The following is a 12243-nucleotide window of genomic DNA, read 5'->3' on the forward strand; positions in this document are numbered from 1 at the left end:
GGTTTTTTGTGCCTGCCTGCAGGTACAAACCGACGCGATGCCTGCGTCGGGAGGGCGGCTAATACAACACTCCTTCGGGAGGAATACGCCCGCCGACTACTAGCGGTTTCTAACCTCCCGACATCCAGTCGCCAGCCGGCGACGGTGCCTGTTCTTCGAAGGAGGCGTTGTCATGACAGATGCATCGGTATTGGCTGGTGGGCGTCGTCGCTCCGTGGTGCTGGCGGAGGTGAGGCGATGAGCCGGACGCCACCTTCAACCACCAAGCGATCCAAACCCACCGCCGAGCGCCCCGCTACCGCGAGGCAGGCGGCCACGCCGGTAAAGGACACGCAGCCCATGCAGCTGGTGCCGTCGCCACGTTCGATGCGGACAACCTCGCCTTCGACCGTCGCCACAGGCCTCGCGTCGACGATCTGCCGCCGCGGCCACCGCGCAAGGCACGCGCTGCACGGTGGGCTATGCGTTTTACGATGCAGCGCCGGGCCGGCCACACAGCCAGCGGATTCCCAGCCTGCGCTTGCGCGGGCTGTGGCTGGAGCAGTTGGGGTTTGCGGTTGGGTGCAAGCTGCAGATCACTGCACGTGCGGGCAAGTTGGTGGTGACGGTGGTGGAGCGCTGAGCTGGGTTTTGGGTGTGGTTGTTGTCTGGAGGCGCTGCCCTGGGGGCGCAGTGGGTACGGCCGTCGCGCCCGGGTGCGCTCCTACGGGAGTGCGGGTGGTGGTTAGCGATGGAAGGCCAATGTTGCGATAACGCCGCGCTGCTGCCCTGGCCGCACGCTGACCCGCCAGCCGTACAGATCGCAAAGCCGGCTGACGATCGACAAGCCGATGCCGCCGCCTTGCGAGTGGCCGGCATGGGTCCCGCGGTAGCCGCGTTGGAATAGTTTGGCGGCGTCTTCTTCGCTCAGGCCGGGGCCCGAATCGATCACTTCCACTGCATCGCCCAGCACGCGCACGCGCACCTGGCCATCCTGGGTGTATTTGACGGCGTTGCCGATCAGGTTGCCGAGCGCGACCGACAGGGCCGATTCCGGGGCATCGATGACCAGGTCACGCACGCCTTCCAGCACGAGCTCCAGGGGTTTTCCACCGAGCTGCGCGCGGTGCGAGTCGATCAGTTGTTCGGCCACCTTGGCGACGTTGCTACTGCCCTGCCCGCGCTCGTTGCGCGAGAGCAACAGCAACGAGCCGATCAAATCGCTGCATTGCTGCTCGGCGCGCTGGATGCGTTGCAGCCGCTGCAATACCTTTTCGTCCAGGTTCGGTTTGGTCAGCAGCAGCTCGGTAGCGCCGCGGATCACCGCCAGCGGCGTGCGCAGTTCGTGGCTCACGTCCGCGTTGAATTCGCGGTCGCGCTGCACCACTTCGGTCAGACGCGCCGAGTAGTCGTCCAGCGCTTCGGCCAGCTGGCCGACTTCGTCGTCCGGAAAATGCGCCGCCAGCGGTTTGGGTTGGCTAGTGCCGCCACGATAGGCACGCAGGCGCGCGGCCAGATCGGAGACCGGGCGCATCACCTTGGACGCGGACCACCAGCCGATCAGCAGCGAAAACCCGCTGAATACCAACACCGACAAGATTAGAGTGCGCTTGAGCTGGATCTCGCCCTTCAGCGCCTGGGTCATGTCATAAGCGAGGAAGAACCATTCGCTCGGTGTCTTGCGCACCGCAAGCTTGTACGAATAGGTATTGCCGCTTTCGTCCACGCCGGTGATGGTGTGGATGCCGTCGGGCAGCTGATACCACTCCGGTTGTTCGCGGCGTAGCGCTTCGAACTTGTCGCTTTTGACCACGCGCCCGCGCATCTGCTGCAACGGCAGATCGGGGTTGCGCATTGGATCGGAATAGAAGCGTTGCGCGAAGGCGTCGATGTTGCGATTCATCACGTCTTCCACCAACTGGTTTTCCACGCGCGAGCGCGCCCAGTTGGTGGCGAAGGCGAACAGCGTTGTCAGGCAGAAGCCCAGCAACACGAACGACAAGATGATGCGGCTGCGCAGGCGCCGCCGATAGCGGCCGCGCCGGCGCGCCGGCCGCGTCTCGCTCGTACTTTCAGGCATCGGGCGAGGCGATGCGGTAGCCGATGCCGTGACGGGTCTGGATCATCGGCACATCGAACGGCTTGTCGACCACGGCGCGCAGGCCGTGGATATGCACGCGCAACGAATCGGAGTCGGGCAGTTCTTCGCCCCACACGCGGGTTTCCAGTTCCTGGCGCGTAACCACCGCCGGCGAGGCTTCCATCAGCGCCTGCAGGATCTTCAGCGCAGTCGGGTTGAGTTGCAGCAGCTTGCCGCGGCGACGCACTTCCAGCGTATCCAGGTTGTATTCCAGATCGCCGGTTTCCAGCACGCGGGTGTGCACACCCTTGCCGCGACGCGACAGCGCGTTGAGGCGTACCTCCACTTCCTGCAGCGCGAACGGCTTGATCAGATAGTCGTCGGCGCCGGAGTCGAAGCCGGCCAGCTTGTTGTCCAGCGAGTCGCGCGCGGTCAGCATCAACACCGGGGTCTGCTTGCGCGCCTCGTTACGCAGCTTGCGGCAGACTTCGATGCCATCCATGCCAGGCAGGTTGAGGTCGAGCACGATGGCGTCGAACTCGTGCACCACGGCAAGGTGGAGGCCAGTCACCCCGTCGGCGGCGAAGTCCACCGTATGACCCCGGTCTTCGAGGTAATCGCCGAGATTTGCGGCGATATCGCTGTTGTCTTCAATTACTAGAATTCGCACTGGAACCTCGTTCGTTAAGCTGTTTTTAGCGCTGGCGCCGAGAAATTTCGTCTTGACTCACCGTGGTCTGACGGCGCCGCTGGGCAGCCGTCATGCACTGTTTCGTACTCATCTGCGACCCAGTCGCGCGCTCGCGCCGACAAATCAGCCGGCTATCTTCGCGTGCCTTGGTCAAAATTCGGGTGACGAGCTCCTGATCGTTGCGAACCGCTGCCAATTGCTCTGGCTGCAGTGCCTGGATATCTGGCTGCGTCTGGAATGCTGCTTCGATCCGATCCAGCGCAGCGTTCACCTTAGCGCGCTCATCCTGACTGATCTCGGAGTACTTCTCGCCGTCGGCAAGGTCGGTGCGGACCTGCGCCGCCTGAGGCTTGAACGGCTTGTCCAGATCGAGCACCACCGCCAATGCATGACCGCTCATCAGGCCCGTCGCGAGCAGCAGTCCCGTAACACTCCACCGTTTTGCCATGCGACGCCTCCTTGCCCGACCGATTTAACATTGGCGAATGTAGACGCGAACCCCTACAGCGGCAAGCCGTCCATAAAAAGGCCCAAGTGCGACACCGCACTTGGGCCAAAAGTTCATCCCGATCACCGTCACTGCCGAGAGCGGAGCTACGGTCGGGAGAGGCTAGCGAGGCCGTAATTAGATTTTCGTTAATTTTTTGGTAAAGCCGTTAGCCGGCCGATCGGCGGACGGACTGCTCAAGGTGCTGGACAATCGCCGCGGCGACGTCCACGCCGCACACGCCTTCCACTCCTTCCAAACCTGGGGTGGAGTTGACCTCCAGTACCAGTGGGCCGCGTTTTGACCGGATCAGGTCGACCCCTGCCACTGCCAGGCCCAAGGCGCGTGCCGAGCGCACCGCCACCTCCTGCTCCTGCTCGGTTGCCTCGGCCACGGCTGCAGTGCCACCCAGGTGCAGATTGGACCGGAAATCGCCTTCGGCCGCCTGGCGGCGCATTGCTGCGACGACCTTGTCGCCGACCACGAAGCAGCGCAGGTCGGCCCCTTCGGCTTCACCGATGAACTCCTGCACGATGAAATTGGCGTACAGCCCCCGCAGCGCTTCGACCACCCCGCGCGAAGCGCTGGCCTTTTCGGTCAGGATCACCCCGGCGCCTTGCGCCCCCTCGTTCAACTTCACCACATGCGGCGGCGGGCCGAGCATGGAGAGCAGGTCCTGGGTGTCGTCGGGGTTGTCGCCGAAGACGGTGACCGGCATGTCGATACCCTGCGCGGCCAACAATTGGTGCGCGCGCAGTTTGTCGCGCGAGCGCAGGATGGCGTCCGACGGGTTGGGCGTGTAGGTGCCCATGAACTCGAGCTGGCGCAGCACTGCGGTGGCATAGCGGGTGACCGAGGCGCCGATGCGCGGGATCACCGCATCGAAGCCGGTGATCGGCTTGCCCTTGTAGTGCAGGCTGAAGCCGTCGGCGGCGATGCGCATGTAGCAGCGCAACGGGTCGAGGATGCGCACGGTGTGCCCGCGCTTGCGTCCGGCTTCGATCAGCCGCCGGGTCGAATATAGCTTGCTGTTGCGGGAAAGGATGGCGATTTTCATCGCGGCAGGTACGCGGCGCGGCTTGGACATGGGCAGAGTCTGATGACGAAGTGACCCAAGTCCGTACAGTGCAGGCCGATTGCGCGTTCGCGGCAGGCCCGCGATGTACGCTGCGATCAGGCCGACTGCGACGGCCCCGAGAATGAAAGAGCGAAGTACCGCGACCAGTCCAACAACGCTGTGGCTGCACGGCCTCAACCGGATCGATGCTAGCAGGGCGTTGGCGCGTCGCTCAAGCAACGCAGACGCGTGTCGCGCAACGCACTTCGCGCGTGCCTTATCCAGATCGCAACCCGTCGGTGGCCTTGCCCGATTGCTTGCGCATGGCCGCACTGTGGCGCGCGTGCGCGCCGACGGGACGTTGCGAGGGCACGCCACGTCAACGGTTCCGACGGCCGCCCTCACGCCACACCCCTGTTGCCGTAACGCGTTTTGCACAGCTGTAGACGCAATGCTTGAGGCCCCTCAATGCCGGCGTGCCGGCGCATCCGAGACTCTCCATGCGACGTCCAGCAAGCGCGGCCTATGCCAATCCCTCCCGCATCCGTCAGGGGCGCCCGTTCCCACGCGGTGCCGTCTTCGACGGCAAGGGCACCAATTTCGCGCTGTTTTCCGCGCATGCCACGCGTGTCGAGCTGTGCCTGTTCGACGAACAGGGCAACGAAACCCGCGTCGACCTGCCGGAGTACACCAACGAAATCTGGCACGGGTATCTTCCCGATGCCAAGCCGGGCCAGCGCTATGGCTATCGCGTACATGGTCCCTATGCGCCGACCGAAGGTCATCGCTTCAATCACAACAAGCTGTTGCTGGACCCGTATGCGCGCGAGCTGGATGGCGACCTGATCTGGTCCGACGAGCTCTACGGCTACACGGTGGGTCATCCCGATGGCGACCTGAGCTTCGACGAGCGCGATAGCGCACCCTTCATGCCCAAGTGCGTGGTGGTCGAAGACACCTACGACTGGGGAGACGACACGCGCCTGCTCAAGCCGTGGAATGAGACGGTCATCTACGAAACCCATGTGCGCGGCTACACGATGCGCAATCCGCAGGTACCCGAGGCGGTGCGCGGCACCTTCGCCGGCCTGGCCCAGCCGCAGGTACTCCAGTACATCAAGGACCTGGGCATCACCGCGGTGGAGCTGTTGCCGGTACACGCCTACCTGGACGACCAGCATCTGCTCGACAAGGGGCTACGTAATTACTGGGGCTACAACACCATCGGCTTTTTTGCGCTGAAGTCGCGTTACCTGTCCAGCGGCCATCGCGATGAATTCCGCGACATGGTCAAGGCCATGCACAAGCAGGGGCTGGAAGTGATTCTGGACGTGGTCTACAACCACACCGCCGAAGGCAGCGAGCTGGGGCCAACCTTGTCGTTCAAGGGCATCGACAACGCCAGCTATTACCGCCTGGCCGACGACAAGCGCTACTACATCAACGATACCGGCACCGGAAATACGCTGAATCTGAGCAATTCGCGGGTGATCCAGTTCGTCAACGATTCGCTGCGCTACTGGGCCGGCGAGATGCATGTAGATGGCTTCCGCTTCGATCTGGCCACCATTCTTGGCCGCGAGCCGAGCGGCTTCGATCAACGCGGCGGCTTCCTGGATGCCTGCAACCAGGACCCGCTGCTGTCAGAGGTCAAGCTGATCGCCGAGCCGTGGGACTGCGGCCCGGGTGGTTATCAGGTGGGTCACTTCCCGCCGGGTTGGTCGGAGTGGAACGACAAGTTCCGCGACAATGCGCGCGAATTCTGGAAAGGCGAAGACGGCAAGCTGGCGGAATTTGCGACCCGCTTCACCGGTTCGGCCGATCTGTTCGATCGCCGCGGCCGGCGCCCGTGGGCGTCGGTGAACTTCATCACCGCGCACGATGGCTTCACCCTGCGCGATCTGGTCAGCTACAACGAAAAGCACAACATCGATAACGGCGAGGACAATCGCGACGGTTCGTCCAACGATGGCTCATGCAACTACGGCGAAGAAGGCGACACCGATAACGCCGAGGTGTTGCAGATCCGCGAGCGGCAGATGAAGAACCTGCTTGCCACGCTGCTGCTATCGCAAGGCACGCCGATGATGCTCAGCGGCGACGAGCGCGCGCAGACCCAGGGAGGCAACAACAATACCTATTGCCAGGACAACGAGATCACCTGGCTGGATTGGGAAAACGATCCCACCGACGGCCGCCTGACCGAGTTCGTGAAATCACTGACCCGTCTGCGCAAGCGCTACCCGATCCTGTCGCGGGGCCGCTTTCTCAACGGCCAATACAACGAAGAAGCCGGTCTGCGCGATCTCACCTGGCTCAATCCGGGCGGCATCGAAATGGACGATGCGCATTGGACCGACCCCGCCGCACGTTCGGTGGGCCTGCTGCTGGAAGGCAAGGCGCAGACCTCGGGGGTCAAGGAACTGGCCAATGACGACACCTTGCTCATCGTCATCAATGCTTATCACGAGGGCGTGACCTTCACCTTGCCCTCCTCCGATGAGCCGGTGCACTGGAAGCTGGTGCTCTCCACCGACGAAGCGCTGGAAGTGGACATGATGCCGGCCGGTGCCAGCGAATTCCTGGCCCCGCCGCGCAGCGTGTCGGTCTTCGAGTGCAAGAGCGACCAGTAAAGCCGTCCCAGCAACGCGCACTCAGGAGCGATGCTTGCTGCCTACCGGCATCGGAGAGGCAGCAAGCGTTTTTGTTTCCGACGATGGGATGACGGAGGGGTCTTGCGTGCGCTACGCGGGTTGCGCGTGGCCAGGGTCATGGTGCCGATGGCAACACCCCAACGAGTCTGTGCGATCTCTCACGTTGGGCCACGTCCTCATTGCTTGCTCCCTGGATCAGGAATCAGTAGGTCAGCATCCATCGCCGGGATTTGCGCGGGAAACACGGCGAACGCTTTCTCGCAATGATTGAGCGCGTGGGTTTTGCTTGAAATCGGGAATTGAATGTGTGGTTTGAAGACACGCGGCTTGCGGCACTCGAGCGTTCATTGCACGGCCAAAAGCCAGCAGATGCCACCAAAAAATCTGCGGCCAACCGGACTTGAAGCGTGCAAACACCACAACATCTATCGCTGCCAGATCATCAAAAGTCCGGCATGGCTCCGCAGACCACCGAAATCAGCCAAGTGTCTTGGAATAACACGCGCAAAGCAGGGCGCTGTGCGCCAGACATTCACCAAAAGATCGAAGGCCAAAAGCAACGCCTTGCCCATTGCGGGCCTTCGACATCCCTTGTGGGGTGACTCAACCCGGATACAGCGGGAAGCGCTTGTCCGGATGATTGGCTTTCCACTCTTTATAAGAGCTGGTGCCTTCCCAGGCCTTGAAGGCGCGCGGCGTACGACCACGGCCGGACCAGGTTTCGCCGGAATGCGGAATCCAGTACTTGGCGACCACTTCGCCGGTGGAAGACAGCGGCCCCTTGGTCTTGCCGGTCATCGCCAGCGAGGCGATCTGGGATTTTTGCTTGGCATTGAAACGGTTGCCGAACTGGGTAAGCACCTCGATCACCTGGTCGAAGGCTTCCAGCGTCTGGGCGTATTTCAGCTGCGCTTCTTCCTGCTCAAGCTTGCGCAGCTCTTCCAGCAGTTGAGCCCGGGCGGCGGCGGTGGGTGAAGCGGGCGAATCCTGGCGCATTGGCAAAACATGAGGTATGGGCGGGTCAACGAGTATTGCCGCTGGGCCGCCCAGCGTAAAGCGCCCGGGCCCGTGCGGGTCTGCTGGCGCTCAGCGATGGCGCAGCAGGGCGTGCTCGCGGGCCATGGTCAGGACCGGGCCGATTCGCCCGGCGCGGATCAGTTCGCTGCAGTGCTTGCCGACGAATTCCACCCGCGGCGTGCGAAACCACTGCACCACCCGATCCAATTCGCCGGCATTGATCGACCAGGCGTGGTAGACCGCCTCGCCCAGCTCCTCCACGCCAATCAGCCCGAGCTGGCGGATCTGTTCGGGATCGAGCGCGAACATGTCCAAGACCTTGCCCGCATTGTCCGGCGTGACATGGCCGGTGCGCACGTGCCTTGCCAGCCCGGCGCCGTAGGCGATCGACGCCACCCACGCAGACTCGGCACGGCGCATCCCCTTGATCAGCGCGCCGACGAGTTGGGAATGGGTGGTCATGCCTGCACTATGCGGCGGCGCTAGAGCAGGCTCAATCGGGATCTCCCCGACTCTGCGCAAGAAAATTCAGAAGCCGGGAGGCCGGCGGGCCTCGGTACGCCGCAACACCATCACCGCCGCGCCGGTGTCCACCCCGCAGCGGCCGCTTCATTCACCGAACAGAAGAAGCGCTCGCCCTTCGCCGGCGAGATGCGCGTCTTTGCATAATCGCGCTGGCCCGGCATATGAAAGATCTTCTTGCCGTCACTGGAGATATTGCCCTTGATCCTGCAGTTGATTGGCGCCGATGCCTCAACCTGGCGCGTGGTTGCTGTCCGCGCCTTCTTGTCGCGGCGGTAGTCTGCCGGCATCTGAAACGCGCCCTGCCAGAGATTGCGGCGCTGCTGCTGCGCGAGGCGCTCGTCTACCTCGAACGCGGTAGCGTATTGACGATAGGCGACCGCCCAGCCAGAGCGCACCATCCAGGCATTGACGGACTGCCCCTGCACGAAGCATTCGGCGACCCTGCGGCCATAACGATCGGTATCTTTCGGCTGGCAATGCACGGTCTTGTCCAGCAGATAGCCATCCAATGCCGCTGCAGCGCGGCGGCCGCACGGCCAGGCGCTGCCATCGTGTGCGCTGCACTGTTGCGCGCTCTCCGGCGCATCGATGCCCCACAGACGGATGCGCTGATGGGCAACGGTGATGGTGTCACCATCGGTCACCGTCGCACGACCAACCAGCTCTGCAGCACTTACAGGTAAAGCAACAAGCACCAGTACCGACAACACCCAGCATTTCAACAACTTCAACAACTTCAACAGCCACTTCCTTTCCAATCGGCAGACTGCGCTCCGCGTGTCTTGCCTTAGTGCCACTGCAGCCGGTCGGCCTGGTCAAGCATTCCATCGAACCTGACATCTGCGCCGGCAACCAATGCCAGCGCAGGGGCGGGCACTGTATGCCAATCCATCCGCGATGCCCATCCTTTTTGCTCGTTCTTTGTGCAGGCTTCAGATGTCTTCCATGCGCAGAGCGGGCACGCAGTGTGATGGATGGCGCGCAGGCAGATAAGCGCGCTCTGTCGCTATTGATGACACGCGAAAATTCGCTGGAGGATATTCAGCCGAAGCAATGACCAGACGGGTGCCAGAGGCGAACTTCATCAGCATGCACATTGCGCCGCTCGCCAAGCACGATGCGTCATGTAGCGCGGGACGCTGCCAACACCGAACGCGATGACCAACGTCGATGCGCTGTGGCTCAGACTGATGCGCAATCGCGTAGCGCCCGATCACCTGATTACCGGCTGCATCAATCGGGGAGAGTGAGCTGCGGAGCGATGCGCTCGGCAAGAAAACGTGCCGGATATGGAGCGGGCGATGGGAACAGAATCCTTGCACGCCAACCAATTGATTTTCCTAGCTTATCCCGGAGTGGGGTGATCCAAAAATGATACCTTTCGTGATACCCGATCATAGCCAAGCGGACGCCAGCGGTTCAAGGCTTATGGCTTGCCAAGCTCACGTCGTTGGCGGACCGTGGGGGGGCACTGTCCGGCTCCCCACCCCGCGCGCCCATTCGTGCCTCTACGGCAAGCTCAGGACCAACGCTCTCCCAATGGTTCGCGAGTGAGCAGCAGCACAGATATCAGCTTTAGGCATACTGAAATCAAACTGTCGACTCCCCGCAATTCAATGCCAGCTAAAACTAGAGGTCTGCGGTTGATGTTGATCACGGAACTCAGCGGGCGTTAGTCCGCCCAGGCTGTCGTGCGGGATCTGTTGGTTGTAGTCGGCAAGCCAGTGTTCGGTCTGTTCGCGGACCTCGCTCAGCGTGCGGAAGAGATGCATGTCCAGCACGCCGCGCCTGTAGCTGCCGTTGAAGCGTTCGATAAAACCGTTCTGCATCGGACGCCCCGGTTCAATGAAGTCCAAGGCGATGCCCTTACGCTCGGCCCACTCGGACAAGGCCAGCGCGACAAATTCCGGCCCGTTGTCCAAACGTAGCTTGTTCGGATAGCCGCGCCAAGCTGCGATGCGTTCCAACGTGCGGATGACGCGGGCGGCCGGAAGATTCAGGTCCACTTCGATCGCCAAGGCTTCCCGACTGAAATCGTCGATGACATTGAACGTGCGAAAACGCCGACCGTCCCATAACGCATCGGACATGAAGTCGATCGACCATCCAGCATTGGGGCGATCACCGCAGGCCAGCGGCTGTGGATGACGCGTCGGTACCCGGCGCCTGCTGCGACGACGTTGATTGAGCTTCATCAGGCAATACACGCGCCAGACCCTCTTGTGGTTCCACACATGTCCGCGACGGCGGATGATTTGAAAAAGTTTTCCAAATCCACGCTCAGGAAAACGCTCGGCCAACTCGGACAACAGCGCGATAACCTCATCATCCCGATCGGGACGACGCTGATAGCGCATCGTCGAGCGCGCCACGCCAACCACCGAACAGGCCCGGCGCTCGCTCCAGCCATGCTGCTCGATGAGCCAGGCCAGAAGCGGGCGCTTGTGCGCCGGGTCTACAGTTTTTTTGCGATGACATCCTTCAATGCATGGTTTTCCATCGCCAGCTCGGCGTACATGCGTTTGAGCTTGTTGTGCTCCGACGCCCCCCCGCTCTGAGTAGCGGCCGGGTTTAGAGTCCGGGGTTGATGATATCGGTGTTGGCCAGCTGTTGGGCATACGCAGATGGCGTCATGCCGCCAATGGCCTTCTTGGGTCGCTCCTCGTTGTATTCGCGTCGCCAGCGTTCGATCTCGGTACGCGCATGCAGCAGGGTTGGGAACCAGTGCTCGTTGAGGCATTCGTCGCGCAGCCGGCCATTGAACGATTCGACGTAGGCGTTCTGGTTTGGCTTGCCAGGCTGGATCAGCCGTAACTGCACGCCACGCGCATGTGCCCAGGCCACCATCGCTTTGCCGCAAAACTCCTTGCCGTTATCTGTGCGGATCACCTGTGGCAAGCCGCGACTGTGCGCCAGCCGATCCAGCACGCGTGTCACGCCATGGCCCGAGATTGCGCGCTCCACCTCGATGGCGATCGCTTCGTGGGTTGCATCGTCCACGATCACCAGACACTTGATCACTCGGCCTTCGGCGCTGCGGTCGAACACGAAATCCATCGACCACACCTGATTGGCCTGCGATGGCCGCAGCAGCGGCTGACGCTCTCCTATCAGCACCTTTTTGCGCTTGCGGCGCCGGACCTGCAGCTGCTGCTCGCGGTACAACCGCTCCACACGCTTGTAGTTCACGATGCGTCCTTCCTGTCGTAATTTGAGATAGATCATCCCCACACCATAACGGCGATGGCGATGCGCCAACGCACAGATGCGTTCGCGCAGTTCGACGTTGCGATCTTCGCGCGGGCAATATCGCAGCGCACTGGCGCTCATGCCGATCACTGCCAACGCACGACGCTCGCTGGCACCACGCCCGATCCACTCGCGCACCAGCATGCGACGCGCCGGTGCGCTCACCACTTTTTTCGCAGTGCATCCTTGATCAGGTCGTTCTCGAACAGCTGCTCGGCCAGCAACTTCTTCAGCCGCGCGTTCTCGGACTCAAGGTCCTTGAGCCGCTTGGCATCGGGCACGCTCATCCCGCCGAACTTGCTGCGCCACAGATAATAGGAAGCCTCGCTGAAGCCATGCCGCCGGCACAGGTCCTTGATCGCCACACCGGCATCAGCTTCGCGCAGGAAGCCGATGATCTGTTCTTCAGAAAAACGCTTCTTCACGTCCAATCTCCTCGAGTTAGGGAATTGGACTCCAAACTGAGGTGCTACTCAAAATCGGGGGGGCGTCGCCGCCAACGCA

The 12243-nt window shown here is 62.2% G+C and carries 9 protein-coding genes and 2 pseudogenes; 2 read left to right on the plus strand and 9 right to left on the minus strand.

Annotation, left to right across the window (positions count from 1 at the left end):
* Window positions 1-339 precede the first annotated feature (339 nt).
* A pseudogene (locus ACDH77_RS15430) lies at window positions 340-622 on the plus strand (SymE family type I addiction module toxin).
* A gap of 102 nt (window positions 623-724) precedes the next feature.
* Here the strand turns inward: ACDH77_RS15430 and ACDH77_RS15435 are convergent.
* The 4 genes from ACDH77_RS15435 to rimK all read right to left on the minus strand — a co-directional run bounded on the left by ACDH77_RS15435 (window position 725) and on the right by rimK (window position 4324).
* Window positions 725-2059: a sensor histidine kinase gene (locus ACDH77_RS15435; RefSeq protein WP_011348346.1), complete on the minus strand. Its 1335-nt coding sequence runs from the start codon at window positions 2057-2059 to the stop codon at window positions 725-727.
* Entirely contained in the window at window positions 2052-2729 is a 678-nt protein-coding gene (locus ACDH77_RS15440) for a response regulator transcription factor (protein ID WP_003490678.1), read from the minus strand. The genes ACDH77_RS15435 and ACDH77_RS15440 overlap by 8 nt, the downstream gene beginning before the upstream one ends.
* Window positions 2730-2754: 25 nt before the next feature.
* Window positions 2755-3198 (minus strand): hypothetical protein, encoded by a 444-nt coding sequence (locus ACDH77_RS15445; RefSeq protein WP_008576857.1) that lies wholly within the window; start codon window positions 3196-3198, stop codon window positions 2755-2757.
* A 208-nt stretch (window positions 3199-3406) separates the two neighbouring features.
* Complete coding sequence (rimK, locus tag ACDH77_RS15450) at window positions 3407-4324, minus strand: 30S ribosomal protein S6--L-glutamate ligase (protein ID WP_008576854.1); 918 nt, start codon at window positions 4322-4324, stop codon at window positions 3407-3409.
* 470 nt (window positions 4325-4794) lie between these two features.
* Here rimK and glgX point away from each other — a divergent pair, with 470 nt between their 5' ends.
* Window positions 4795-6927 (plus strand): glycogen debranching protein GlgX, encoded by a 2133-nt coding sequence (gene glgX, locus ACDH77_RS15455; protein ID WP_031423887.1) that lies wholly within the window; start codon window positions 4795-4797, stop codon window positions 6925-6927.
* Between the two features lie 624 nt (window positions 6928-7551).
* Here the strand turns inward: glgX and ACDH77_RS15460 are convergent.
* From ACDH77_RS15460 to ACDH77_RS15480, 5 genes and pseudogenes are all read right to left on the minus strand, one after another.
* Window positions 7552-7944, minus strand: coding sequence for an H-NS family nucleoid-associated regulatory protein (locus tag ACDH77_RS15460; protein WP_008576847.1), 393 nt, complete (start codon window positions 7942-7944; stop codon window positions 7552-7554).
* Window positions 7945-8034: 90 nt separating this feature from the next.
* Window positions 8035-8427: a hypothetical protein gene (locus ACDH77_RS15465; protein ID WP_057681806.1), complete on the minus strand. Its 393-nt coding sequence runs from the start codon at window positions 8425-8427 to the stop codon at window positions 8035-8037.
* 110 nt (window positions 8428-8537) lie between these two features.
* Window positions 8538-9230 (minus strand): thermonuclease family protein, encoded by a 693-nt coding sequence (locus ACDH77_RS15470; RefSeq protein ID WP_109291630.1) that lies wholly within the window; start codon window positions 9228-9230, stop codon window positions 8538-8540.
* Window positions 9231-10103: 873 nt separating this feature from the next.
* Window positions 10104-11032 (minus strand): annotated as a pseudogene (locus ACDH77_RS15475) (IS3-like element ISXca2 family transposase); the annotation flags it as partial.
* Window positions 11033-11061: 29 nt separating this feature from the next.
* Window positions 11062-12164 (minus strand): IS3 family transposase gene (locus ACDH77_RS15480; RefSeq protein ID WP_094030629.1). Its coding sequence is split into 2 segments (ribosomal slippage): window positions 11062-11906 and window positions 11906-12164, totalling 1104 coding nucleotides; the frame shifts between segments, so codons are not numbered across the junction.
* Window positions 12165-12243: the final 79 nt, after the last annotated feature.

Source organism: Xanthomonas axonopodis pv. maculifoliigardeniae, from assembly GCF_041519315.1.
Lineage (GTDB): Bacteria > Pseudomonadota > Gammaproteobacteria > Xanthomonadales > Xanthomonadaceae > Xanthomonas > Xanthomonas euvesicatoria.